This is a genomic window from Orbaceae bacterium lpD04, assembly GCA_036251935.1.
Taxonomy (GTDB): Bacteria; Pseudomonadota; Gammaproteobacteria; order Enterobacterales; family Orbaceae; genus Orbus; species Orbus wheelerorum.
The window spans coordinates 1,803,210-1,829,013 of the sequence record CP133967.1 but is presented as its reverse complement, the minus strand read 5'-3'; the positions used below and the strand labels follow the sequence as shown (position 1 = coordinate 1,829,013).

The 25,804-nt window shown below is 37.5% G+C and carries 22 protein-coding genes and 1 tRNA gene; 15 read left to right on the top strand and 8 right to left on the bottom strand.

Annotated features, from left to right (window positions below; all coding sequences use genetic code 11):
- Window positions 1–254: 254 nt before the first annotated feature.
- The 5 genes from RHO14_08220 to RHO14_08200 all read right to left on the bottom strand — a co-directional run bounded on the left by RHO14_08220 (window position 255) and on the right by RHO14_08200 (window position 6,406).
- Window positions 255–331, bottom strand: a tRNA-Arg gene (locus RHO14_08220).
- Between the two features lie 282 nt (window positions 332–613).
- Entirely contained in the window at window positions 614–2,680 is a 2,067-nt protein-coding gene (locus tag RHO14_08215) for a TonB-dependent siderophore receptor (GenBank protein ID WVD70339.1), read from the bottom strand.
- Window positions 2,681–2,738: 58 nt separating this feature from the next.
- A complete protein-coding gene (fhuB, locus tag RHO14_08210; protein ID WVD70338.1) occupies window positions 2,739–4,694 on the bottom strand; it encodes a Fe(3+)-hydroxamate ABC transporter permease FhuB in 1,956 nt (651 codons plus the stop codon).
- A gap of 12 nt (window positions 4,695–4,706) precedes the next feature.
- Complete coding sequence (locus RHO14_08205) at window positions 4,707–5,630, bottom strand: iron-siderophore ABC transporter substrate-binding protein (GenBank protein WVD70337.1); 924 nt, start codon at window positions 5,628–5,630, stop codon at window positions 4,707–4,709.
- Between the two features lie 11 nt (window positions 5,631–5,641).
- Window positions 5,642–6,406, bottom strand: coding sequence for an ABC transporter ATP-binding protein (locus RHO14_08200; protein ID WVD70336.1), 765 nt, complete (start codon window positions 6,404–6,406; stop codon window positions 5,642–5,644).
- 179 nt (window positions 6,407–6,585) lie between these two features.
- Here RHO14_08200 and RHO14_08195 point away from each other — a divergent pair, with 179 nt between their 5' ends.
- Together RHO14_08195 and RHO14_08190 are read left to right on the top strand one after the other, a co-directional pair.
- Entirely contained in the window at window positions 6,586–6,804 is a 219-nt protein-coding gene (locus RHO14_08195) for a hypothetical protein (GenBank protein WVD70335.1), read from the top strand.
- 213 nt (window positions 6,805–7,017) lie between these two features.
- Window positions 7,018–7,437, top strand: a complete 420-nt coding sequence (locus RHO14_08190; protein ID WVD70334.1) for a copper resistance protein NlpE — start codon at window positions 7,018–7,020, stop codon at window positions 7,435–7,437.
- Window positions 7,438–7,501: 64 nt separating this feature from the next.
- On the opposite strand, the gene RHO14_08185 is transcribed toward RHO14_08190, so the two are convergent.
- Window positions 7,502–8,413, bottom strand: coding sequence for a LysR family transcriptional regulator (locus tag RHO14_08185; protein ID WVD70333.1), 912 nt, complete (start codon window positions 8,411–8,413; stop codon window positions 7,502–7,504).
- A gap of 206 nt (window positions 8,414–8,619) precedes the next feature.
- On the opposite strand from RHO14_08185, the gene RHO14_08180 reads away from it, so the two are divergent.
- From RHO14_08180 to RHO14_08125, 12 genes are all read left to right on the top strand, one after another.
- Window positions 8,620–9,825: an acetyl-CoA C-acetyltransferase gene (locus tag RHO14_08180; GenBank protein WVD70332.1), complete on the top strand. Its 1,206-nt coding sequence runs from the start codon at window positions 8,620–8,622 to the stop codon at window positions 9,823–9,825.
- Window positions 9,818–10,477 carry a CoA transferase subunit A gene (locus RHO14_08175; GenBank protein WVD70331.1) on the top strand — a complete coding sequence of 220 codons (660 nt, stop codon included), beginning with the start codon at window positions 9,818–9,820 and terminating at the stop codon, window positions 10,475–10,477. The genes RHO14_08180 and RHO14_08175 overlap by 8 nt, the downstream gene beginning before the upstream one ends.
- Window positions 10,474–11,118 carry a 3-oxoacid CoA-transferase subunit B gene (locus RHO14_08170; GenBank protein WVD70330.1) on the top strand — a complete coding sequence of 215 codons (645 nt, stop codon included), beginning with the start codon at window positions 10,474–10,476 and terminating at the stop codon, window positions 11,116–11,118. Before RHO14_08175 ends, RHO14_08170 begins: the two co-directional genes overlap by 4 nt.
- Before the next feature lie 332 nt (window positions 11,119–11,450).
- On the top strand, window positions 11,451–11,999 hold the full coding sequence (locus RHO14_08165) for a fimbrial protein (GenBank protein ID WVD70329.1): 549 nt from the start codon (window positions 11,451–11,453) through the stop codon (window positions 11,997–11,999).
- Window positions 12,000–12,079: 80 nt separating this feature from the next.
- Window positions 12,080–12,766, top strand: a complete 687-nt coding sequence (locus RHO14_08160) for a molecular chaperone (protein WVD70328.1) — start codon at window positions 12,080–12,082, stop codon at window positions 12,764–12,766.
- 109 nt (window positions 12,767–12,875) lie between these two features.
- The gene (locus tag RHO14_08155; GenBank protein ID WVD70327.1) at window positions 12,876–15,389 is read left to right on the top strand and encodes a fimbria/pilus outer membrane usher protein; all 2,514 of its coding nucleotides are present in this window, start codon (window positions 12,876–12,878) and stop codon (window positions 15,387–15,389) included.
- 14 nt (window positions 15,390–15,403) lie between these two features.
- A complete protein-coding gene (locus RHO14_08150) occupies window positions 15,404–16,447 on the top strand; it encodes a fimbrial protein (protein WVD70326.1) in 1,044 nt (347 codons plus the stop codon).
- A 19-nt stretch (window positions 16,448–16,466) separates the two neighbouring features.
- Window positions 16,467–17,000, top strand: a complete 534-nt coding sequence (locus RHO14_08145) for a fimbrial protein (GenBank protein ID WVD70325.1) — start codon at window positions 16,467–16,469, stop codon at window positions 16,998–17,000.
- Window positions 17,001–17,708: 708 nt separating this feature from the next.
- Window positions 17,709–18,395 carry a molecular chaperone gene (locus RHO14_08140; GenBank protein ID WVD70324.1) on the top strand — a complete coding sequence of 229 codons (687 nt, stop codon included), beginning with the start codon at window positions 17,709–17,711 and terminating at the stop codon, window positions 18,393–18,395.
- A gap of 109 nt (window positions 18,396–18,504) precedes the next feature.
- Window positions 18,505–21,018: a fimbria/pilus outer membrane usher protein gene (locus RHO14_08135; protein WVD70323.1), complete on the top strand. Its 2,514-nt coding sequence runs from the start codon at window positions 18,505–18,507 to the stop codon at window positions 21,016–21,018.
- A 14-nt stretch (window positions 21,019–21,032) separates the two neighbouring features.
- Window positions 21,033–22,076 carry a fimbrial protein gene (locus RHO14_08130; GenBank protein WVD70322.1) on the top strand — a complete coding sequence of 348 codons (1,044 nt, stop codon included), beginning with the start codon at window positions 21,033–21,035 and terminating at the stop codon, window positions 22,074–22,076.
- A 19-nt stretch (window positions 22,077–22,095) separates the two neighbouring features.
- Window positions 22,096–22,629 carry a hypothetical protein gene (locus RHO14_08125; protein ID WVD70321.1) on the top strand — a complete coding sequence of 178 codons (534 nt, stop codon included), beginning with the start codon at window positions 22,096–22,098 and terminating at the stop codon, window positions 22,627–22,629.
- A gap of 78 nt (window positions 22,630–22,707) precedes the next feature.
- Here the strand turns inward: RHO14_08125 and RHO14_08120 are convergent, their stop codons facing one another.
- Window positions 22,708–23,994, bottom strand: coding sequence for a serine hydrolase (locus tag RHO14_08120; GenBank protein WVD70320.1), 1,287 nt, complete (start codon window positions 23,992–23,994; stop codon window positions 22,708–22,710).
- 202 nt (window positions 23,995–24,196) lie between these two features.
- On the opposite strand from RHO14_08120, the gene RHO14_08115 reads away from it, so the two are divergent.
- Window positions 24,197–25,069 carry a LysR family transcriptional regulator gene (locus RHO14_08115; protein ID WVD70319.1) on the top strand — a complete coding sequence of 291 codons (873 nt, stop codon included), beginning with the start codon at window positions 24,197–24,199 and terminating at the stop codon, window positions 25,067–25,069.
- Between the two features lie 23 nt (window positions 25,070–25,092).
- On the opposite strand, the gene RHO14_08110 is transcribed toward RHO14_08115, so the two are convergent.
- On the bottom strand, window positions 25,093–25,626 hold the full coding sequence (locus RHO14_08110; protein ID WVD70318.1) for a hypothetical protein: 534 nt from the start codon (window positions 25,624–25,626) through the stop codon (window positions 25,093–25,095).
- Window positions 25,627–25,804: the final 178 nt, after the last annotated feature.

The following is a 25,804-nucleotide window of genomic DNA, read 5'->3' as shown; positions in this document are numbered from 1 at the left end:
TTTTTCCATAAAAATTTGTGTCGAACCTAAGGTTCGAATCCAGTGCAATATAAAATATAAGTGTTGTTTGAATGAATAGACGAAGTTAAATGGTGTCCCCTACAGGATTATTCGCGACATCCTATCGCTCACCCTTTGGGTCAACGCTAAAGCATTGTTCAAATTTTTTCCATAAAAATTTGTGTCGAACCTAAGGTTCGAATCCAGTGCAATATAAAATATAAGTGTTGTTTGAATGAGTAGACGAAGTTAAATGGTGTCCCCTACAGGATTCGAACCTGTGACCTACGGCTTAGAAGGCCGTTGCTCTATCCAACTGAGCTAAGGAGACAATAATAGAGATAATGCTATGAAGACGCCATGTATTATATAAAGCAAATTAATTCAGTCAATGAATTTTAACCATTTATTGACTGTTGTAATAAAATATAGCCAATTTTAGTCCTTTCATGTTAATTCATCTTCATTTTTACATTATAATATATGATTACAACAAAAATTTAACGAAAAATGATAGGGTAAGAAATTTAGCAAAGGTACTTGAATAATGTATAAATTTATTTAAGTACCAATAAATTTTTTTAAAGACTCATTCGATTATAAAAATCTTATCTTAAAAATTATAGCTTAATGTTGCCGTAACATTACGCTCTGCACCATAAAAACACCAATAGTTACAACTTGCAATATAGGTCTTATTGGTTAAATTAGCCGCATTAAGCTGTAGATTTAAATCACGAGTAATGTCATACCTTATCATTGCATCCCACACGGTATAACTTGGCACAACGGTACCTGCTGGTAAAATTGCTTCATCTTTTGTTTTACCAACATAACGAATACCACTACCAATAGTTAAACCGTCAAAGAGGCCTTGAGTGAATTTATAATCAATCCACGTTGCAATGCTGTGTTTAGGGATCATTGGTGATTGTACGGCTTTTGTTGGACTCAGATCTGTTTTAGCATTGGTATAAGTATAAGCAATATTCCAATTAATTTGCTCCGTTAATTGGGTTTTTAGTTGCAGCTCAACACCGTCGCTACGCGTTTCGAGGGTTTGTGCCGCTTGTCCTGTACCATCTGGGGTAAAGCCATTTTGCGCTTTTATATGAAAATAATCGAATGTCATTTCACCATTTAACCAATCAGGGGCGTATTTTACGCCAACTTCCCATTGCTTAGCTGAATAAGGCTTATAAAGTGTTCTTTGACTATCACTATAGCCATAAACAGGCGTAAATGATTCTGAATAACTAATATAAGGCGAAATATCATTATCAAATACATACATCGCACCAAGATTAAATGTTGTATGATTATAGTCACGATTAAAATCAGAACCGCTCCAGTAACCGTCATTTTTTATTTTATTATAACGGATCCCTTGGCTTAAAATTAAGCTTGTATCATAAATTAGTTGATTTTGTAGGTACACCCCATATTCTTGAGCTTTAAGTAAGAATGGCGTATAAGGTTCACTCGGTTTATAACCATAAGTAGGGTGATAGAGATCAACCGAGCTTGCAGTGCCATTATAATCTTGTCCAGACATTTTAGTATGCTGATATTCAAATCCAACTAACAACGTGTCTACCCAGTTACCCAAGTTAAAGGCCTTAGTTAAACGGTTATCAATAGTATGGCTATCAACTGAACCTTTTTGACCAAACGAACTACGAGAGAGCTTAGCTATTACTTTATCAAATGAGCCTGCAAACACACCTTTAATATCAACTTTTTCATGTCCATAACGATAATTTTGGCTAAACGTCCAATCATTATCAAAAATATGCTTAAACTCATAGCCTAGTGATTGGTTATCTTTACTATAATAGTTATAGCCTGGCTCACCAAAAAACGTATTCTTATCTATTTTTCCCATTGGCGTGCCAATTAGCGTACCATAAGTAGGGAAAAATCCATTTTCAGGCGTTCCATGCGTTTTTTGTATCGAGGCTAAAAATGTAATGGCGGTTTGATTATCTATATCCCAAATTAATGATGGAGCAAGGTAATAGCTTTTGTAATTGGTATAATCTTGTTGACCATCACGATCACGATAGGTTCCAATTACTCGATAACGAACGCGATTATCATCGGTTAAAACGCCGCTATAATCACCTGCAACGCCTCGGTTATGATCGCTTCCAAAGTAGGTTTGAATTTGACCTTGCGGATGATCGGTCGGGCGTTTTGATATTAAATTAACGGTGCCACCAGGTTTACTTGCACCATATAAAAATGAGTTCGCTCCTTTTACCACTTCAACTTGCTCAACACCATAAATATCAGCAGTTTCACCAAAGTAGCCAGTACTAATTACTGGTGAGCCATTAAAGGTATAGGAAACATCAAGCCCTCTCATTTTTAACCAATTAGTTTTGCTATCATTACCATAGTAGCCTTGTAAGGCACCTGAAGTATAAGATAGAGCCTGATCGACTTTTTCAAAATTGTGCTGCGCGATAGTATCTTGCGTTACGCTATCAACTGATTGCGGGTCATAAAAGCGCATTTCGCCAGATTTAGCAACAGATCCAATAACCGTAATTACTTCAAGTTCATCATTCTTTTTATCGTTATTGTCTGTATTACCGTAAACAGGGGACGTTAAAGCAAGCAGTAAACCATTTGCAATAATTGTACGTTTAAATATCATTGATGAGTTTTGACGCATAAAAATCTCCGACTAAATATTAACTATAAACAGCTTTGCTGAGTAGATTATTATATTGCTATAACTTTCTCATCAAGCCTAAAAAACAGGTTCCACCGATTAAACTTGCGATAAGCCCCGCTGGGATTTCGTAGGGATAAGCAATACTGCGCCCAATCCAATCTGCTATCATCATAAGCCCGCTACCAATGAGCATTGATATGATCATTTGCCAACGAGTTTCGCTAAAACCAAGTAACCTTGCCATCAATGGTGCAAGTAAACCAATAAAACTAAGTGGGCCAATTTGTAACGTTGCTAGCGTAATTAACAAAGTGGTTAGCATAATTAGCCCTATTCGAGCATTAAATACTGATAAACCTAATGAACGCGCAATCGTTGCAGGTAATAAAAATAAGGTTAAAATTCGATGTGCTAGCCACAAAATCATTAAGCAAACTAAGCCAATTAGCGCGTAAATTAAGGTTGGCGTCAACTCGCTTGCATAAGTTGATCCGGATAACCAAATCAGTAAATACTGCGCTCTAGGATCACCATTAGTTAAAAATAGCCTTAATAGGGCAGTTAATAAGGCGGAAATTGCAACGCCGGTTAAAATAACTTTGTCTGGCTGAAATTGGTTACGGTAATTGATTAAGGCAATAAATAAGAACGTCACAATGGCGCCCGATAATGCAAATAACCATAAGAATTGATAGCTAATATTAAAAAATAAAAAAGCGGTAATAACAAAAATTGCAGAACCTGAGCTTATCCCTAATAATTCGGGGCTAGCCATCGGGTTGTGGGTTAAACGCTGTAAAACCATGCCACATAAACTCAGCATTGCACCGCTGCAAATTGCGGTTAAGATACGTGGTAATTTAAGCTGCAATAGTACACGGTCGTCATCTAATAATACTAACCCATGCGATGAATTACTGACAAAAAAACTCACTATTAATAGTAAAATAAATAGCGCACTGATGATAAATAGCCATCTATATTTTTTGGCTACATTATAAGGTAAAGATCCTGAGTTAGGCTCATTTGCCTGTAATTGACTTGGTAAAACACTAAAAATCAAATACAGAAGTAATGGCGTGCCAATAAAGGCAGTCGTTGCCCCAACAGGAAGATAAAAATCAGTATATTGTTGAAGTAAGATAAGCACACTATCGGTTAACAATAATAGTAATGCGCCAATTAGATAAGTTACAAATAAGCGCAACTTTATCGACATTAATTGGAACTGATTCACAATTGTCGCGCTCGCTAAACCAATAAAACCAATCATGCCAACTAAACTAATCGCTGTTGCACACAAATAACATAAACTCATCAATATAATTAATCTGATCCACTTAACACTTACGCCTAAGCTACTGGCTTGATCATCAGATAGTTGCATTATTTGTAATGACCGACTTAGCGTTAAAAATAAGCTAAGGCAAACAATACTGACAATTGAAAGTTTAATAACATCTTGCCAGCTATCTTGAATTAGTGAGCCAGCCTCCCATTGAAATAGTGCTTGTGAAGACTCTGGATTAAAAATAACCATAATCGCTGCAATCGCACCAAGATAAAGATTCAAAACTAAGCCAGCAAGTAACATCCGTGTTGATAAAAACTGTTGTCGATAAGAAAGCGCTAGCACAATAAATAACGCAAGAAGGGCACCAACAAGGGCAATTAACGAAGGATCTATCCAGTACAAAATAGAGGGCACAAATAGCGTCACAACAAGTAGCAATAAATAAGCGCCACTACTAATACTTAATGTAGTATCTGATGCGAGTGGATTATGAGTTATTTGCTGTAATAATAGCGAGCTAAGACTTAATGCTCCGCCAACTAAAATAGCCATGGCAATACGAGGTAATAGTGAGTCAAAAACAATAGTTATTAGTAGATCAGGTGAAACTTGTGCTTGATATAAATTATATTGCGCAATAAACGAAAAATAACAAGCAGTAAAAGTAAGTAGGCTTATAAGTAACAGACATAATAAACATTGCATCGATTTTTTCATAGTCGCCTCTTATTATTTACGCCAAGAATAAGGTTTTGGATTTAATAATGAGTCGGTCAATAAATCACTAAATCGCTGCATGGATGGTAAAGCGCCGAATGCCCAAACTGCGGGTATAACTCGATAATTTTGATGATTTATAAACGGTAATTGTAACCAGATCTGGTTATGATTTAGTTTTTCGGCGATATTCGTTGGATAAGGGGCAATAACTATCAATAACGTATTCGGTGGTAAGTTTGCTAAATCAAGTAGTGATATTTGCATAAATCCCCAGCCATTGGTTGGTTTTTGCCAAGCATTATGCAAATGCAATTTATTTAACACAACGCCATATAAACTATTGTTACCATAAATACGCAGATGCCTTGAATCAATAAATTGTACCATTGCAATGGGGCGATCTTTAAATTCACTAATTCGTAACCCATTTTTATCTATTGATGCTTCAACGTTTGCAATTAACGCATTAGCTTGATCCTCGCGCTTGGTTATTTCACCTAACTTTAGGGTTTGTTCGATGGTATTTTGCCAAGAAAGGCCATCATTATTATAAAAATCAATTGCATACAACGTATATCGATCGTTAATTAACTCCGGTGGCAAAATTTTTTGAAACCAACTTGAATTAATCAACGTATTTGCATTGGCATTAATTAAGGCTTCCATATTTGGCTGCGCCCGCAAACCTAAGTCAATGACATTATTTGGAATATTAGGCATTACTACCCAATTATTATATTGTACTACATCGCCGATCCCAACGACTGGCGCATTAAGCATTAGTAATGTTTCTGCAATTGACCAGTCTGTTGTGATTATCTGCTGGTTTACACCCGCATGTTGTGATGGATTATTGATAATATTAGCACATGCTATATAACTACAGCACATTAGCAGTGTTGCAGCTAAATAAGCGACTATTTTTGTTATCATGGATTTAAGTATCATGGTAAAGCTACAGGATGATGACGAATAGGGTGATCAATAATCGTAAAATTAACATCATAGATATCAAGAAGCGTTGATTGCTTAATAAATGCTTGTGCAGCTTGGTTATAAATGAGTTTGCCACGTTTAAAGGCTAAAATTGAATCACAAAATTCACTTGCAAGATTGATATCATGTATAACCACAATAATTGCAATATTATGCTGATGTGCTAGATTTTGTAGCAATTTCATCACCTCAATTTGGTGATGAATATCAAGCGCTGATAACGGTTCATCTAAAATCAAATACTGAGATTGCTGAGCAAGGCACATTGCCAGCCAGACGCGTTGCCTTTCTCCACCAGATAGAAACTGCAAGAACTGATTTTGATAGATTAGCGTTTGTGTTTGCTTTAACGCTTGCCGAATAATTTTATTATCTTCATCATTAAAACGCTTTAATGAGCCTTTCCACGGGAAGCGACCTAATTTAACTAATTCAGCGACCGTAAGATGAATGTCAGCAGGTAAATATTGAGGTAAATAGCTAATTTTTCGTGCGAGTTTTTTTGTTTGGTATTGATTTATCGCTACATTATCGACAAGTATATGGCCCGTCGAACAAGCTTGCTGCTTAGCAAGGAGTTTTACGAAAGTTGATTTGCCAGAGCCATTATGGCCAATAATGCCATATAACTGACCTTGTTCAAATTTTGCAGATGTTGGGAAAAGAATTTGCTTTTCACCTACTGCATACGAAATTTCATCGGCAATTAACACAATAGTTTTTTTAGGTAAGTAATAATCAGCGAAAATGATAATGAAAATGAGAATGATTGTCTATAACAATCCTATCTTTAAATTCATAAAAATTTCATGATTAATTGTATTATCTATTCGATATAAAACTTAGATCTATTTATAATGCTATCAATTAGATAAACAGGAGCACATTTATCATGGATAAAAACGAAACAGATAGCCCATTACATCAAATTAATTTTATTATATTTATTTTGCTAGGCTTTGGTTTTTTTTGCGCCGCCGTCACTTCATTTATACGCCTTGAATTATTTGGATTTGTTTTTCTCGCAATTGCGTTATTCGCTTTCTATTTTGTCTACCGATCTATTACATCTAAAACTGCATTAAAGAATAATAATGAGCAGAAAAACTAAACATTATTTTCTGTTTGCAATATCGCCTTTAAAATAGTTAATCGTTCAAATAAAGTTAAAGAATATTCTACTAAATAATTAATTAGTTATATTTTGCTTATTGTTTGCTTTTATCGCTATGAACGGTAATAATTGAACATAACAAATGCGCCGTTAATCAAATTTGGTTAATTGGCCATAGGTGATCTTTAATCATTGATAATTGGGGTTTATATGAAAAAATTAGCTATTGTTTTTGCTGTTATATTACTTGCTGCGTGTTCAACCACAAACAAGCACTCTCCTGAAAATATCGCTAAAATTTCGCTTGACTGGTCTGGCGTTTATCAGGGCGTTTTCCCTTGCGCTGATTGTGAAGGGATAGAGACATCATTAACTTTAAATAGTGATGATACGTTCAAATTAGAAAGAACTTACAAAAAAGGTAAATTAACATCTATGCGACAAGGTACGGTTGGTAAATTTACTTGGAACCCAACTAAACCATTAATTTACTTACCTGAAGATGGCGCAATACTTACTTTCTTTGTTGGCGAAGGATATGTTACCGCTTATGATATAGATGGTAACCCTATCGACAGCAAATTAAATTACACCTTAAATAAAGTACAAAATATTGAGAGTAATAACTGAGGATAAAATAAGATAGAATAAGTTTTCAACTCATTATCTTTATTCAATAAAACAGCATATACGATTATGCTGTTTTCGTTTTAGTATCATTAAAATAGTTTAAAATATAATCAAAAACATACTGATTTATTCGATTATAACGTGATCTTTTTGGGCGACATAATAGAACGTTCCAAGAGATAGGATCAGTAAAACGCTTTTCAATAATATTTTTGTCTAAATAGAAATGACGCACAGGAGAGGGTAAAACAGTAATAAAATCGGAATCCTTCGCGACTAACATTAAAAAATCCCACGATGATGACATAGCTGAAATTTTAGGTTTAATATTATAGGCGTCAAACTGTTTTTGTAGCTTGTGTTGAATAATAAATGAGGGATCCAAAATTGCCATAAGTTGATTATGTAAGTCAGGCCAATCGAGTTTATTTTTTATCGCCAGTGAGTGCTGGTTATTCATAAATGCACTTAACTCATCTTGTTGCAACAAGTGTTCATCGATAATGTCAGGATCGATATGCGTAGGATCAAGTAAAATAGCAAAATCTAACTCATCAACCATAAACCGTTTACTCAATTCATAAGCGCCTTTTTCGATAATTTCAAACTCAATATCAGGATGATGAATAATAAGTTGAGCAATAACATCAGCAAAAACGACACCTAAAATTAATGGCGGGATCCCAATTCTTACTTTACCTTTTAACTTTGCGGAGCCTTCACGAATTTCAGTTAACATATTATCGTATTGTAATAATATTTTTTTTGCATTGTCATAAAATACCTCACCTACAGATGTGAGCCCTTGTAATCTGCCTTTAGAACGCTCAAATAACTCAATATTTTCACTATCCTCAAATGACTTAATTAATTGGCTTAATGCTGGCTGTGATATATAAAGTTTTTTAGCTGCCAATGAAAGGTTAAAGTTAGATTTAACCACCACAACAAAATAATGCAAATGTCTTAAGTCCATAATCAATACCTATAGCATTAGTTATAACATTGATGAAAGAATCATTGATGGTGACGAAAACTCTGATCTTAAACGCATAATAACAGGTCGTTTTATATTATCTATAACTCTATCTTATAGCTACTATAAAAAACAAGACTTAGACAAGAAAAAAACCATCACTTAGCATGTGATTAAATTTTGATGGGTAACAAAAGGACTTATTGATGAACGATGTCGTAATTGTTTCAGCAGTTAGAACACCAATTGGTAGTTTTGGTGGTGCTTTTAAAAATATTTGCGCGGTAGATTTAGCAGTTATCGCAGTTAAAGATGCGATGGAGAGGATTTCGTTAGATCCAAAAGACGTTGATGAAGTGATTATTGGTAATGTATTACAAGCAGGCCTAGGTCAAAATGTTGCAAGGCAAGTTACGATCTTATCAGGTATACCCAATGAAGTGCCGAGTTTTACTATCAATAAAGTGTGTGGTTCAGGGTTAAAAGCAGTACAGTTAGCGGCCCAAGCGATTGCCGCTGGTGATGCTGAGATAATTATTGCAGGCGGCACTGAAAGCATGAGTCAATCGGCGTATATTATCGAAAATACCCGATTTGGCTTAAGGATGGGAAATGGTCAAATTGTCGATACAATGATTAAAGATGGGTTAACAGATGCATTTAATCACGAGCATATGGGCATTACTGCTGAAAATATCGCTAACAAATATACGATCACGCGCAAGCAGCAAGACCAACTTGCATTTGAAAGTCAGCAAAAAGCAGACATCGCCATTAAATCAGGGCGTTTTAAAGATGAAATCGTAACAATTACTATACCTAAGCGTAACGGTGAGATTGAGGTTATTCATAATGATGAATACCCTAAATTTGGTATAACTCTTGATAAACTAGCAAATTTAAAACCGGCTTTTAAAAAAGATGGAACAGTAACTGCGGGCAATGCATCAGGCATTAATGATGGCGCCGCAATTTTGATATTAATGAGTAGTAAAAAAGCCAAACAATTAGGGTTGAAATCATTAGTAACAATAACGTCTTATGCCTCAGTCGGCGTTGCGCCCGAGATCATGGGAACTGGCCCAATTCCCGCGTGCCTTAAAGCATTAAAAAAAGCCAAGTTAACCATCAACGACATTGACCTTTTTGAAGCAAATGAGGCATTTGCAGCTCAAGCTTTAGCCGTTAAAAATAGCCTTGAGATCCCTCATGATAAAATGAATGTTAATGGCGGCGCCATTGCGTTAGGTCATCCAATTGGCGCAAGTGGTGCTCGTGTTTTAGTCTCACTCATTTATGAAATGAGAAAACGCCGAGCTAAAACGGGATTAGTCACCTTATGTATTGGTGGTGGACAGGGGATCGCGATGATTGTTTCTAATCTAGAAAGCCATGGTGAAAATAATGAATAAAGTTACCAGTATTGAAAAAGCATTATCACACATTAAAGATGGTGCAACTGTTATGGTGGGAGGATTTATGGCGAATGGATCCCCTGAAAAATTAATTGATTACCTTTGTACAACAAATATTAAAAACCTCACATTAATTTGTAATGATACCGGATTGCCGCATAAAGGTGTCGGTAAGCTAGTACTACTCAAAAAATTTAGCAAAATCATTGCCTCACATATTGGATTAAACAAAGAAACAGGGCGGCAAATGAGCACTGGTGAAACTGAGGTTGTGCTCATTCCTCAAGGTACATTAATTGAATCAATTCGGTGCGCAGGCTATGGTTTAGGTGGTTTTTTAACGCCAACGGGGATAGGCACCTTAGTTGAAGAAGGGAAACAAAAGATCACTTTAGATGATAAAGAATATTTACTTGAAAAGCCGATAAAAGCTGATGTTGCACTAATTTTTGCTACAAAAGCTGATAAAGCCGGAAACTTAATTTACAAAGGCTCTATGAATAATTTCAATAATATGATGGCAACAGCGGCAAATATAACGATTGTAGAAGCTGGTGAGGTTGTTGGTATAGGAGAACTTGATCCTAATTATATTATGACGCCAGGACTATTTATTGATTATATCGTAGATAGCGGAGCGAACTTATGATGGATAAAGAACAAATACAAAACTATATTGCAAAGCGAGTTGCTAAAGAGTTAAAAGATGGTGATATTGTTAACTTAGGCATTGGCTTACCTACTCGGGTAGCTAATTTTTTACCTGATGATATTGACATTACATTGCAATCAGAAAATGGCTTTACAGGATTAGGCCCTACACCACAAAATGATGAAATTGATGAAACGATTGTTAATGCAGGTGGTCAGCTGGTAACTATTTTACCTGGCGGATGCTTTTTTGATAGTGCGACATCATTTGGTATTATTCGCGGAGGCCATGTCGATATTTCAGTATTAGGTGCATTACAAGTTGATGAAAAAGGTAATATTGCAAATTATCTGATCCCCGGCAAAATGGTACCAGGAATGGGGGGGGCAATGGATTTAGTCACCGGTGCCAAAAAAGTAATTGTCGCAATGGAGCATACTTCTAAAGGTGTAATTAAAATACTAAAACAGTGTTCATTACCATTAACTGCTGTTAATGCTGTTAATTTAATTATTACTGAAATGGGCGTTATTGAAGTCACTGCATCGGGCTTATCATTAATTGAAATTAATACTGAATATAGCCTCAACGAAATTATTACGGCAACAGAAGCCGAGTTACATATTAATTTAATTTAATTGTTTTATGATTCTTTAAATCTAACTTGTTAACTAAAAAAGTTAGATTTAAAGAATTATTTTATATTTCAACTCACTAGCGATATTTAGAAAATCAATTCGACACTCTATTTAAAATAACAAAAAATTTTCACCTACTTAATCGTATTTGCTCTGGAATAATGCGAATTTTCGTTTTAAAACAATATAATTACAATTATTTTACATTTAATTACACGTATAAACGTTGTAAAAATATTTATATCATTTAATATCTCGCAGTTATTTGTCATTAGTCGACAAATAAAGCAACCGACACGCTAAAATGTGTTAATTAAATGGAAAATAAAATAATGAAATGTAAAAAAATAGTATTGATATCGTCAATTCTAGCTGCAATTAGCTATAGTGGTATGGCTAATGCAGCGGCTTTAACTGATAGTGCAACGATTAACTTTACGGGATTATTCCAAAGTACTACTTGCAGTGTTAATTTAAATAACAGTGATGTTACTTCAAATGGTACGGTGAGCTTAGATCTAGGAATGCATCCCGTTGCTGAAATTAAAGCCGATGCAGAGTCAACAGCTGCGGTGCCTTTTGCCATAAATTTCACTAACTGTGGTGGAATTACAGGTGCTGAAATTGCTTTTGCTGGTACTCAAACTACATCAACACTTTTTGATCTTAGTACTAATGATAATAAGACAGCGGTTGGTGTTGGGATTAATACCTCAACAACTGCAGGTAATTATATTGCAGCAAACACACCAACTACAATTGATATTACTGATGGTAGCGGAGCTATTAATTTTTATGCTCGTTACGTAAAAATTGGTGATGTAGCAATAACTGGCGCGGATGCTCCAGCAACCGTTACCATGAATGTTACATATAGTTAATCGATTACTAAATTAACAATTCATGAAAGCTAGCATGGTGCTTTCGCTTAAAGATGATTAACACGGTAGGAGTGTTTTATATGAATATTAAAGGTATTGTTTCGTTTTTGATATTGTGTTGTACGTTTTTATCGTTGAACTCATATGCGGGTATTATGCTTAGCGGTACACGCCTCATTTTTAATGGTAATAAAAATGAGGCGGTTATTACGGTCTCAAATCCTGATAAAACATCCTATTTGATTCAATCTTGGGTCAGTGTAGAGGGCAAAAAATCCCCTGAATTTATTGTTACGCCGCCTCTTTTTCGGTTAGATGGCCTTTCATCTAATGCGTTAAGGGTTGTTTTAGCGAAAAATCATCTACCCAAAGATAAAGAGTCCTTATTTTGGTTAAATGTAAAAGCGATCCCGCCGTCAAACCCTGATGCCACCGACGCATTACTGATCGCACTGAATACCCAAATTAAGCTTATTTATCGGCCAAGTAGCTTGATGGGGCCTGAGGCAAGTACGGCCTATAAAAAGCTCGCCTTTAACATTGACGCAGCGACGCAACAATTGATTGCAACAAACTCGACCGCTTATTACATCAACTTATCAAGCATTATGTTTAATAATAAAAATATTGATAATCCCGGTATTGTTGCGCCATTTAGCGAGACTAAATGGAAAATTAAGCCAGCAGCAACCAATAACCATGTTAAGTGGCAAGTGATTAATGATTTTGGTGGGGTAACTGCCGCCGAGTCGCAACAACTCAATTAATCGAATTAAACTCAGTTGCTAAGCGTGATTGAGTTAACCCAATTTATCGGCTTTTTTATATCTTTAGGTATAAATCAGCCTTTTTAGCAATAATTTCAAAAGCGAGAGAATGGTGTTTCAGGATAAATACAGTCTTAATAAATTAGCCTCTTATATGACACTACTGATAACGATATCGGTGATAGAGTTTAACTCGCCTCGAGTTTATGCTAAAGATTACTTTAATCCCAATGCCTTAAGCAATATTGATGGAATAGATCTTGCTGATCTACAGAATTTAGCGCAGTTTTCAACGCCGGGCGCTCAGCTACCGGGCGAATATAATGTCAATGTTATCGTCAATGATAATGCCGTTGGGGTAACAAAACTTGATTTTGTGCGTAACGATGAGGGACAGTTAGAGCCGGTGTTAACCAAACAGATGTTAACCGAGTGGGGCGTAAAAACGAATGTGATCCCCAGCTTAAAAGAGTTAAGCAGTGACGCTAAACTTGAGGGTATTAATCACTATATCGAGTTTGCCAGTAGCCAATTTATTTTTTCACAGCAACTTCTCAAAATCAGTATTCCCCAAATTGCATTAAATGCCGATGTCAGAGGCAATATCAACCCAGCTTTATTTGATCAGGGTATGCCTGCTTTTATTTTAAATTATGATGTGACGGGTGCAAGAACATGGTATAAAAATAGTGATTATCAAGATAACCAATTTTTAAGTTTACGTAGCGGCATTAACCTTGGTGCATGGCGCTTACGTAACTACTCGACTTACGAGCATAACGATAACCGCAGTAAATGGAATAGCATTAATACCTATTTAGAGCGAGATATTCAGCCGCTTAACTCGCAACTTTCGCTAGGGGAAGTGACCACCAATGGCGATATTTTTACCGGTTTCCAATTTAAAGGGGTTAAGTTAAGCTCAGATGAGGGGATGTTACCGTATAGTTTACGCGGATTTGCGCCGGTTGTGCGCGGCTTTGCACAAGGTAATGCAAAAGTCACGATCCGCCAAAATGGCGCTATCATTTATCAAACGTATGTCTCTCCTGGTCCATTTGCGTTTAATGATTTGTACCCAACGTCTTATAGCGGCAATTTGGATGTAACGGTTGAAGAGGAGAATGGCAGTTCGCAATCGTTTGTGGTGCCCTTTGCATCACTTGCTATTATGCAGCGAGAAGGCAGCATTAAATACTCGGCAACGGCCGGTAAGTACCGCACAGAATCGGATAATGGTAAAACGCCTAATTTTATGGAAGGAACGGTAATATACGGCTTACCTTGGAACACCACCGTCTATGGCGGCACGTTATTATCAAGTGATTATCAATCTTACGCACTGGGGGTCGGCTTTAATTTAGGTGATTTTGGGGCAATTTCACTTGATGGTAAATACGCGTCAACCCAATTTGATTTTGAGCAAGATAAACAAACGGGGCAAGCCTATCGGCTTCAATACTCAAAAACCTTACAAGAAACGCACTCGACGATCAGTTTAGATGCGTATCGTTACTCGTCGACCGGGTTTTATGATTTTTCGGAGGCGAATGAAAATACCGATATTAACGCCCGTAGTAACGCAAATAGACGTTCACGTTATCAGATAAACTTAAGCCAATCGCTCGCAAATTATGGCAGCTTCTATGTGAATGCTTATCAACAAGATTACTGGCACACGTCGGGTAAAGATCGCAATGTGACGGCAGGTTATAACTTGGTTTCAAATGGTATTTCCTATGGTTTATCTTATGGTTACACCGACTCAACGAAAAACAATAACACGTCGCATCAAGTGACTTTCCGGATCAATATTCCGCTGGGCGAATGGTTTTCAACGCGCAACTATTTAACCTCAAGTGTGAGTTACGCAGGTCAAGGTAAGACAACGGCGCAAGCTGGCATTAGCGGCAATGCCTTGGATAATAACTTAACCTACTCGGTGCAACAAAGTTATGTGCAGCAAAATCATTACACCGGGGGAAATGCCGCTATTGGTTATCAAGGCAGCAATGGTTATGCCAATATGGGGTATGCGTACACCCAAAATAGCCAACGCTTTAATTATGGGCTGCAAGGTGCGGTGATCGCCCATCCTTACGGTGTGACATTGTCACAAACGGTAGGTGATACGATAGCTTTAGTGGCGGCATCAGGGGCGAGTGACGTCTCTTTACAAAATACCCAAGGGGTAAAAACCAATTACTGGGGATATGCGATAAAGCCGTATCTGACGCCTTATGCCGAAAACAAAATCACATTAAATGCCAGTGAATTGGCTGAAAATGTGGACATAACCAATAATAGCGTCACGGTTATTCCAACAAGGGGAGCGGTGGTGCTAGCAAAAATGAATACTCGCATTGGTTACCGGGTGCTAATGACCTTAAGCTTAAATGGTAAAGCGTTACCTTTTGGTAGTAGCGTTACGTTAAATGATGGCGAGAGCAATGGGATCGTGGGTGATAATGGTGAAGTGTATTTAAGTGGCATGCCAGAAAGCGGCTCATTAATTGCGAAATGGGGTAACAAGGCCGAACAAGTGTGCCATGTTAATTATCAGCTTCCCGACAATGCAGGGGAAGACTCAATTAAGTTTATCACCGCGCAGTGCACTCAATAACGGACGGAATATTTATGATAAAGCGTAAGCAACGAATGAACCGGTTATTACTAAGCCTCTTGGCTGTTTTTTCAGTGCCGATGCCGGCCGCAGGTGTGGGATATGATTCTAATCCGTCGTCAATCACAACCCAAGTGACGGCGTTTTATGCGCCGACACCGACCTTACTTGCATCAGTCACCCCATCAGGTGGTCAGGCTTGCTCGTTAAGTTCAGCGGAGAACGGGTTTACCTCGGTGTCATCAAAATGGCGTAGCCCGAGTATTGCTGGCACATTTAGTAGCGGCGGGTATACCTATCAAATCCAGCGCACCAATATATCGGGTGTTGGGGTGGTTGCGCGCCTTGGCGCCACATTTGATGGTGGGGCAAATAGTAGCCTTGCGCAAGTTATTGGGCCTGAATATAAAACCATTGCAACCACAGGCGTTAGCTCGGCGCAAGTTGATTTGGGCGATAAGTACTGGGGACTGGTGACTATCCCCGGTGATCCACTTATTCCCGGTACTTATGAGCTCGGGCAAGCAGAAACCATGACGGATGTTTGGTGCCAATCTGATGATGCAAGCAATGACAGCCATGGGGGAAGTTATTTAAGCGGTCAAGTGGTGATAGATTCGCCGACATGCTATTTTGGGCCAGAGGTCTCATCGGTAATTAATATTGATTTAGGTCAGCACCTTATGGCAGATGTGCGCAGTTTGGGTGTTAATCGCAACTTTGGCTCAGCGACGAAGTCATTGTCGATGGCGTGTCAGGCAGGGAGCTGGCCGAAGCTGACGATTTCAGATAAGAATAACAGTAGCAATAATAGTGATATTATTACGTTAACAGACCCGTCAGGTGCAAGAACGGCTCAGGGATTTGGTGTGCAAGTTTTTCTCAATAATCAATCGACGGCACAGAAATTAGCCACGCAATTGAATTTGACGCCATCGGCATTAAGTTCAGATAGCACGATTAATTTACCGATCGAATTTAAATATATCAAAACCAGCACGGAGTTTTCTTCCGGAGAGGCAAATGCGATTGTTGATTTTACGTTTACCTATAATTAAAGGGGGGATAAGGTTTAAAATGAAAAGATTAATTTTAACATTCCTTAGCGCGCTGATATTTAGTTCGGCAAGTTATGCAAGTGATGTACTTGAGTTTAATGTTACGGGCAGTATTGGCGTTGCAACATGTGATGTTAAAAATGCAGATCAAACTCATGATTTAGGATTGTGGCTTGTTTCAGATACAGCTAACGTAAAACCCGGTGCGACATGGACATCCACGGCAGTTCCTTATACCCTTGATTTTGATTGCCCTGCAGGACAAAAAATTGCTCTCCAATTATCGGGCAATCAATATGACGCTGGAAACGAGTTTTATATTGGTTTAGATAAAACTGACGATACGGCAGAGGGGATCGTTGTTGTTATGCATTACTTTGCTGAAGATTCAAGATGGATATCTGTCGTTTATAATAGGGCGGTAGTGCCAATATCGATGACTGTTGCTGGGACTAATACAATAAAATTGCGGTCATTTTATCGAACGATCGGGCAAGCCGTTAAGCCTGGTACAGCCAATGCAACAGTAACAGTAAACGTCAGCTATCAGTGATCCGTGCCATAAATAATAGACAAAAAAGCGTTATTTTTAGCTACCTTACTCGATCTAAATAATTAAAGTTGTGTCAATTTCCTTATTTATAATTATGCGATTGGTTTTAATTAACTGCTTTTTATCATTATTGGTTAAATGGTTATTTAAATTTTCTCTAATAAATTAACCGACTTATTTATAGTAAATTTAGTGGGTGTTTTGAGTGAAATTCCATCAAATTTTTATTAAACTCCCACTCATTTCTTATTTATTTCAATACAAATCCTACGTTTTAATTTTTTAAAATTAAGAAAATAATATTTTAAGTGTATTTAAAGCGTTTACGTTTTCTTTAAAATAAAAACATTGCAATTATATTTATATGGTTTAATATCAGCGTGTTTTATTGTGCTATCCATAATTAATAAAATTTATATTGCGTAAATACGTAGAATCGGTTGGAAATAAAATTACTAACGATTAAGAATAGTATTAATGTCTTAAATTTAATCGTTTTAAGCATGCAAAGATATCGCTAAAAATCGCAACCATTTATTTGACAAGTTATTTCAAAATTGAATCTATAGTATTAATTAGAATAGATAAGAATGCTACCAATGCTCAGCACAATAAATGTTACATATAATTAATTACTAAATTAACAATTCATGAAAGCTAGCATGGTGCTTTCGCTTAAAGATGATTAACACGGTAGGAGTGTTTTATATGAATATTAAAGGTATTGTTTCGTTTTTGATATTGTGTTGTGCGTTTTTATCGTTGAACTCATATGCGGGTATTATGCTTAGCGGTACACGCCTCATTTTTAATGGTAATAAAAATGAGGCGGTTATTACGGTCTCAAATCCTGATAAAACATCCTATTTGATTCAATCTTGGGTCAGTGTAGAGGGCAAAAAATCCCCTGAATTTATTGTTACGCCGCCTCTTTTTCGGTTAGATGGCCTTTCATCTAATGCGTTAAGGGTTGTTTTAGCGAAAAATCATCTACCCAAAGATAAAGAGTCCTTATTTTGGTTAAATGTAAAAGCGATCCCGCCGTCAAACCCTGATGCCACCGACGCATTACTGATCGCACTGAATACCCAAATTAAGCTTATTTATCGGCCAAGTAGCTTGATGGGGCCTGAGGCAAGTACGGCCTATAAAAAGCTCGCCTTTAACATTGACGCAGCGACGCAACAATTGATTGCAACAAACTCGACCGCTTATTACATCAACTTATCAAGCATTATGTTTAATAATAAAAATATTGATAATCCCGGTATTGTTGCGCCATTTAGCGAGACTAAATGGAAAATTAAGCCAGCAGCAACCAATAACCATGTTAAGTGGCAAGTGATTAATGATTTTGGTGGGGTAACTGCCGCCGAGTCGCAACAACTCAATTAATCGAATTAAACTCAGTTGCTAAGCGTGATTGAGTTAACCCAATTTATCGGCTTTTTTATATCTTTAGGTATAAATCAGCCTTTTTAGCAATAATTTCAAAAGCGAGAGAATGGTGTTTCAGGATAAATACAGTCTTAATAAATTAGCCTCTTATATGACACTACTGATAACGATATCGGTGATAGAGTTTAACTCGCCTCGAGTTTATGCTAAAGATTACTTTAATCCCAATGCCTTAAGCAATATTGATGGAATAGATCTTGCTGATCTACAGAATTTAGCGCAGTTTTCAACGCCGGGCGCTCAGCTACCGGGCGAATATAATGTCAATGTTATCGTCAATGATAATGCCGTTGGGGTAACAAAACTTGATTTTGTGCGTAACGATGAGGGACAGTTAGAGCCGGTGTTAACCAAACAGATGTTAACCGAGTGGGGCGTAAAAACGAATGTGATCCCCAGCTTAAAAGAGTTAAGCAGTGACGCTAAACTTGAGGGTATTAATCACTATATCGAGTTTGCCAGTAGCCAATTTATTTTTTCACAGCAACTTCTCAAAATCAGTATTCCCCAAATTGCATTAAATGCCGATGTCAGAGGCAATATCAACCCAGCTTTATTTGATCAGGGTATGCCTGCTTTTATTTTAAATTATGATGTGACGGGTGCAAGAACATGGTATAAAAATAGTGATTATCAAGATAACCAATTTTTAAGTTTACGTAGCGGCATTAACCTTGGTGCATGGCGCTTACGTAACTACTCGACTTACGAGCATAACGATAACCGCAGTAAATGGAATAGCATTAATACCTATTTAGAGCGAGATATTCAGCCGCTTAACTCGCAACTTTCGCTAGGGGAAGTGACCACCAATGGCGATATTTTTACCGGTTTCCAATTTAAAGGGGTTAAGTTAAGCTCAGATGAGGGGATGTTACCGTATAGTTTACGCGGATTTGCGCCGGTTGTGCGCGGCTTTGCACAAGGTAATGCAAAAGTCACGATCCGCCAAAATGGCGCTATCATTTATCAAACGTATGTCTCTCCTGGTCCATTTGCGTTTAATGATTTGTACCCAACGTCTTATAGCGGCAATTTGGATGTAACGGTTGAAGAGGAGAATGGCAGTTCGCAATCGTTTGTGGTGCCCTTTGCATCACTTGCTATTATGCAGCGAGAAGGCAGCATTAAATACTCGGCAACGGCCGGTAAGTACCGCACAGAATCGGATAATGGTAAAACGCCTAATTTTATGGAAGGAACGGTAATATACGGCTTACCTTGGAACACCACCGTCTATGGCGGCACGTTATTATCAAGTGATTATCAATCTTACGCACTGGGGGTCGGCTTTAATTTAGGTGATTTTGGGGCAATTTCACTTGATGGTAAATACGCGTCAACCCAATTTGATTTTGAGCAAGATAAACAAACGGGGCAAGCCTATCGGCTTCAATACTCAAAAACCTTACAAGAAACGCACTCGACGATCAGTTTAGATGCGTATCGTTACTCGTCGACCGGGTTTTATGATTTTTCGGAGGCGAATGAAAATACCGATATTAACGCCCGTAGTAACGCAAATAGACGTTCACGTTATCAGATAAACTTAAGCCAATCGCTCGCAAATTATGGCAGCTTCTATGTGAATGCTTATCAACAAGATTACTGGCACACGTCGGGTAAAGATCGCAATGTGACGGCAGGTTATAACTTGGTTTCAAATGGTATTTCCTATGGTTTATCTTATGGTTACACCGACTCAACGAAAAACAATAACACGTCGCATCAAGTGACTTTCCGGATCAATATTCCGCTGGGCGAATGGTTTTCAACGCGCAACTATTTAACCTCAAGTGTGAGTTACGCAGGTCAAGGTAAGACAACGGCGCAAGCTGGCATTAGCGGCAATGCCTTGGATAATAACTTAACCTACTCGGTGCAACAAAGTTATGTGCAGCAAAATCATTACACCGGGGGAAATGCCGCTATTGGTTATCAAGGCAGCAATGGTTATGCCAATATGGGGTATGCGTACACCCAAAATAGCCAACGCTTTAATTATGGGCTGCAAGGTGCGGTGATCGCCCATCCTTACGGTGTGACATTGTCACAAACGGTAGGTGATACGATAGCTTTAGTGGCGGCATCAGGGGCGAGTGACGTCTCTTTACAAAATACCCAAGGGGTAAAAACCAATTACTGGGGATATGCGATAAAGCCGTATCTGACGCCTTATGCCGAAAACAAAATCACATTAAATGCCAGTGAATTGGCTGAAAATGTGGACATAACCAATAATAGCGTCACGGTTATTCCAACAAGGGGAGCGGTGGTGCTAGCAAAAATGAATACTCGCATTGGTTACCGGGTGCTAATGACCTTAAGCTTAAATGGTAAAGCGTTACCTTTTGGTAGTAGCGTTACGTTAAATGATGGCGAGAGCAATGGGATCGTGGGTGATAATGGTGAAGTGTATTTAAGTGGCATGCCAGAAAGCGGCTCATTAATTGCGAAATGGGGTAACAAGGCCGAACAAGTGTGCCATGTTAATTATCAGCTTCCCGACAATGCAGGGGAAGACTCAATTAAGTTTATCACCGCGCAGTGCACTCAATAACGGACGGAATATTTATGATAAAGCGTAAGCAACGAATGAACCGGTTATTACTAAGCCTCTTGGCTGTTTTTTCAGTGCCGATGCCGGCCGCAGGTGTGGGATATGATTCTAATCCGTCGTCAATCACAACCCAAGTGACGGCGTTTTATGCGCCGACACCGACCTTACTTGCATCAGTCACCCCATCAGGTGGTCAGGCTTGCTCGTTAAGTTCAGCGGAGAACGGGTTTACCTCGGTGTCATCAAAATGGCGTAGCCCGAGTATTGCTGGCACATTTAGTAGCGGCGGGTATACCTATCAAATCCAGCGCACCAATATATCGGGTGTTGGGGTGGTTGCGCGCCTTGGCGCCACATTTGATGGTGGGGCAAATAGTAGCCTTGCGCAAGTTATTGGGCCTGAATATAAAACCATTGCAACCACAGGCGTTAGCTCGGCGCAAGTTGATTTGGGCGATAAGTACTGGGGACTGGTGACTATCCCCGGTGATCCACTTATTCCCGGTACTTATGAGCTCGGGCAAGCAGAAACCATGACGGATGTTTGGTGCCAATCTGATGATGCAAGCAATGACAGCCATGGGGGAAGTTATTTAAGCGGTCAAGTGGTGATAGATTCGCCGACATGCTATTTTGGGCCAGAGGTCTCATCGGTAATTAATATTGATTTAGGTCAGCACCTTATGGCAGATGTGCGCAGTTTGGGTGTTAATCGCAACTTTGGCTCAGCGACGAAGTCATTGTCGATGGCGTGTCAGGCAGGGAGCTGGCCGAAGCTGACGATTTCAGATAAGAATAACAGTAGCAATAATAGTGATATTATTACGTTAACAGACCCGTCAGGTGCAAGAACGGCTCAGGGATTTGGTGTGCAAGTTTTTCTCAATAATCAATCGACGGCACAGAAATTAGCCACGCAATTGAATTTGACGCCATCGGCATTAAGTTCAGATAGCACGATTAATTTACCGATCGAATTTAAATATATCAAAACCAGCACGGCGTTTTCCTCTGGAGAGGCAAATGCGATTGTTGATTTTACGTTTACCTATGATTAAAGGGGGGATAAGGTTTAAAATGAAAAGATTAATTTTAACATTCCTTAGCGCGCTGATATTTAGTTCGGCAAGTTATGCAAGTGATGTACTTGAGTTTAATGTTACGGGTAGTATTGGCGCTGCAACGTGCAATGTTAAAAATGCAGATAAAACCCTTAACTTAGGGTTTTGGACTATTTCAGATACCGACACCAGTACGAGCACTGCCGCGCCTAAATGGACATCGACTATGCTCCCTTTTACCCTTGATTTTGATTGCCCAGCAGGGCAGAAAATTAATGTTCGAATGGACGGTAATCAATATGCCACGGGAGACATATTTTATATTGGTTTAGATAAAACGGAGCAATCAGCAAGTGGCATTATTATCGAGATGCACTATTATCAGCAGAAATGGAAATCGGTCGTTTATGGCGAAACTCGAGAATTAATTACTAACACCGTTAATGGTTCCAATTCCGTTCAGTTAAGAGCATTTTATCGGCAAATAGCTAAACCAGTAAAACCTGGCACCGCAAATTCAACGGTAACATTAACCATCAGTTATGCTTAGCTTAATATAATAATTGCTTTATATTATGTTAGATATTGTGGTAATTATCGCAACACCTAACATAACAACAAGATTTAATTAAAGTTTATTGGCGATCGCATTAAACATTAATGACGCTTCTAATGGCTGCGCATTAAAAGAAGGCTCAGCTATAGGCCACGCTGACCATTGAACAATAACCAAATTTTCAGCTTGATTTACCATAATTATTTGACCAAAAATACCTAATGCCCACTGTGTATCACTACTTTTTAATTTATTAATGCCATTGCCTTTAACATTAGCTGGCAGGCTATTATTCCACCACTCATAACCATACGAACCATCAGGATGACTATTTGTTATAGAGTTCTTGGCATGGTTCCAAGTTCTTGCATCTTTAACCCAATTATCGGGTAGAATTTTGGTGCCATCAGGCAATACACCATCATTTGCAATAAACAGACCAAATTTACCCCAATCCTCAAGTGTCGCATTAAAACCATGGGCTCCAACGTCGTGCTTGCCAGTTATATAACTTTGCCATACACCATCCCTAACCATACCATTTGGCTGCCAGATTTTATCTTGCAAGTAAGTGGCAATCGGCACTCCTGTTGCTTTTTCAAGTGTATCACCAAGTAACCACGCGCCGCCAGATGAATACGCCCATTCATCCCCAGGCTTTGCATAGGCCCCGCGAGTAGGGGATTTCACCAATTTATTTACGCAGTTATAAACATCATTACCCGCTTCACATAGTGTCAATTTGGCAAAATCAGAATTAGGATCGGTATAATCTTCTCCCCACTCAACCCCTGATGTGTGTTGTAATAGTTGTTTAATGGTCACTTTTTCCCAAACCGTGCCTTTAACATCCGGATTATACTTAATAATTAAATCATCTAAAGACGCGATTTTACCTTCTTTTAATGCAACCCCAACTAGCGTTGACACAACGGATTTACCCACTGAGCGAGATGTCCACAGCGTTGTGTCATCATTGCCATTACCATAATATTGAAAAACTATTTTACCGTCTTTAATCACCATCATTCCTGTTACATCATTACGTTTAATGTACTCACTTAATGTATAGAAATGATTATCATATTTATAGGTAATCTTTGATAAATCTTTTAGATCTTGCGTAATAGGCTGCGGATTAGTTGCTTTAAAAACATCACCAGAATAGGCTCTATAGGTATTTCTAAAACCGATAACACGATCTTGCTGACTCCAAGTTAACATGTCTTTTGCAGCCGGTAACTTTTGGTCAATAACAGATGGACAGGTTAAATTATCGATATTACATTTACTGGTAAGGGCATTTGCTTGCCAAGTCATTGTTAAGCATAATATTGTTAAACAGGTTTTTAATTTCATTTCAAAACTCCACATTTGTTTTGCTTTTAAAGATAATTACTACCATGTTTTGCACTGTATCAAAGTGCAATAACATTAGATATTAGGTGAATCATTTTTACAAATAAATTATTGCAATTATTTGTAGAAATATCTTAATCATGATTGTATTTTCCCCCAAATCAGTTAATGTAGGGAAAACCGTCATCTAGTTAGATATGTTATGTCATCGATTCATTTTACCTTAGCGCAAATAGAAGCTTTTGTTGCTGTTTGTGCCTCAAATAACTTATCGAAAGCCGCAAGTAAATTAAATAAAAATCGCACGACGATTAGTGAATTAATTAGCTTGCTTGAAATTAATTTAGGTTATGATTTATTTATCCGAGCTAAAAAGCCTTTACAGTTAACATTAGAAGGTAAGCAGCTCTACACTCAAGCTTGTTTATTTTTACAGCAAGTTAGTATTTTTGACCAATTTGCGATGCAATTACCAAAGCAATTGAAACAAACATTAACGATTTGCTATGATTGTTTTATTCCACACTCTTTTATTGAAAGGCTTCTTTGTCATTTTACTGATCAGCAAATTGAATTAAATTTATTGAATATTGACCGATTACATGCAGAGAAAATGCTACTTGAAGATAAAGCCGATATCGGCATCTATCCGGCGCTTAATCGTATTATAAATACTGAGTTTACGTGGTGCGCAATTGGTACAATTGAACTGGGTATTTATGCTAACCAGCATTTTTTTACTGAAAAGTCTGAACGAATTTCGATGCTTGAACTTGCATCGACCAATCAACTGGTGCCTTTTGCTGAATTATCTTATCAATTAATACAAATGTTAAAAATTTCAGATAAATTGCAACACGTAACCAATATTGAGTTATTAAAGCAATTATTAAATAATAAAAAAGGCTGGAGTATTTTACCTATTCATTTATTTGATATGGCTTATAAGGAGATAACTCGGTTTGATACCGAACTATGGGATAAAGGTGCAATGTTAAATATTGTCTCTATTTGTAAACCAACCAACAATAAGCAGTTACAGCAATTTATCGATCAAATTTCGCGTCTCTATTGATAGCCAGTTACTTTATAGGGTGGTTAAGAGGGGCTTTGCATTAAGCAAAAAAATAGTACTAGTCCCATCATACAGAGAAAAAAGCAGACAAAAATTTCTGAAAAACGAAATTGTTTATCCATAATATTTTCATCAAAACTAGAAATAAAAACACAAAAAAATACAATCACAACGATTAAATATATAAGAATATGGTGATAAGGTGTTAGGCTACCGTAAGCCATCAGTGAACTTTTTAGCACAGGAACAATGGCTAAGATTGCAACATACAAAATGCCAAAGCCTTTGATAATTAGAAAATGTTTTTTTAGAAAAGTATTGATATGGCTTCTATGATTTTTATAAAGATAAAATAGTGCCAAAATAGCGATAATGAAAATAAGTGTCGCTTTAACATAGTCCTCAATGCGATAAATTAAAGTTTGGTTGGCATTGAATTCACTTATATTCAACTTAAAAACCAATGTTGATATAGGTAAAAAAAAGGTTAAAGCGATACATATTGCTGCCAAGATGATAACTTTACGGGTTTTCAAATTAGACATAGTGGGTTTCATAATATTTCCTATTTAAATAATACCTTCCATTATACAAAAATATATACGCTAAACGAGTGCGAGTTATCAGGATAAAATAATTGTTATTTACTATCAATAATTTTTTTTAGTTATCATAGATAGGGCATTACACCCTGTATCAATCTTACTTGTTTGCTGATTTTTTGTTCGAGAACTT

Bases quoted from the DNA above. Each gene is read 5' to 3' on its own strand.
- RHO14_08165 (WVD70329.1), top strand. From the start codon at position 11,451: ATGAAATGTAAAAAAATAGTATTGATATCGTCAATTCTAGCTGCAATT.
- RHO14_08175 (WVD70331.1), top strand. From the start codon at position 9,818: ATGAATAAAGTTACCAGTATTGAAAAAGCATTATCACACATTAAAGAT.
- RHO14_08125 (WVD70321.1), top strand. From the start codon at position 22,096: ATGAAAAGATTAATTTTAACATTCCTTAGCGCGCTGATATTTAGTTCG.
- RHO14_08135 (WVD70323.1), top strand. From the start codon at position 18,505: ATGGTGTTTCAGGATAAATACAGTCTTAATAAATTAGCCTCTTATATG.
- RHO14_08130 (WVD70322.1), top strand. From the start codon at position 21,033: ATGATAAAGCGTAAGCAACGAATGAACCGGTTATTACTAAGCCTCTTG.
- RHO14_08145 (WVD70325.1), top strand. From the start codon at position 16,467: ATGAAAAGATTAATTTTAACATTCCTTAGCGCGCTGATATTTAGTTCG.
- RHO14_08185 (WVD70333.1), bottom strand. From the start codon at position 8,413: ATGGACTTAAGACATTTGCATTATTTTGTTGTGGTGGTTAAATCTAAC.
- RHO14_08180 (WVD70332.1), top strand. From the start codon at position 8,620: ATGAACGATGTCGTAATTGTTTCAGCAGTTAGAACACCAATTGGTAGT.
- RHO14_08155 (WVD70327.1), top strand. From the start codon at position 12,876: ATGGTGTTTCAGGATAAATACAGTCTTAATAAATTAGCCTCTTATATG.
- RHO14_08170 (WVD70330.1), top strand. From the start codon at position 10,474: ATGATGGATAAAGAACAAATACAAAACTATATTGCAAAGCGAGTTGCT.
- RHO14_08140 (WVD70324.1), top strand. From the start codon at position 17,709: ATGAATATTAAAGGTATTGTTTCGTTTTTGATATTGTGTTGTGCGTTT.
- fhuB (WVD70338.1), bottom strand. From the start codon at position 4,694: ATGAAAAAATCGATGCAATGTTTATTATGTCTGTTACTTATAAGCCTA.
- RHO14_08115 (WVD70319.1), top strand. From the start codon at position 24,197: ATGTCATCGATTCATTTTACCTTAGCGCAAATAGAAGCTTTTGTTGCT.
- RHO14_08150 (WVD70326.1), top strand. From the start codon at position 15,404: ATGATAAAGCGTAAGCAACGAATGAACCGGTTATTACTAAGCCTCTTG.
- RHO14_08110 (WVD70318.1), bottom strand. From the start codon at position 25,626: ATGAAACCCACTATGTCTAATTTGAAAACCCGTAAAGTTATCATCTTG.
- RHO14_08190 (WVD70334.1), top strand. From the start codon at position 7,018: ATGAAAAAATTAGCTATTGTTTTTGCTGTTATATTACTTGCTGCGTGT.
- RHO14_08205 (WVD70337.1), bottom strand. From the start codon at position 5,630: ATGATAACAAAAATAGTCGCTTATTTAGCTGCAACACTGCTAATGTGC.
- RHO14_08160 (WVD70328.1), top strand. From the start codon at position 12,080: ATGAATATTAAAGGTATTGTTTCGTTTTTGATATTGTGTTGTACGTTT.
- RHO14_08215 (WVD70339.1), bottom strand. From the start codon at position 2,680: ATGCGTCAAAACTCATCAATGATATTTAAACGTACAATTATTGCAAAT.
- RHO14_08195 (WVD70335.1), top strand. From the start codon at position 6,586: ATGGATAAAAACGAAACAGATAGCCCATTACATCAAATTAATTTTATT.
- RHO14_08120 (WVD70320.1), bottom strand. From the start codon at position 23,994: ATGAAATTAAAAACCTGTTTAACAATATTATGCTTAACAATGACTTGG.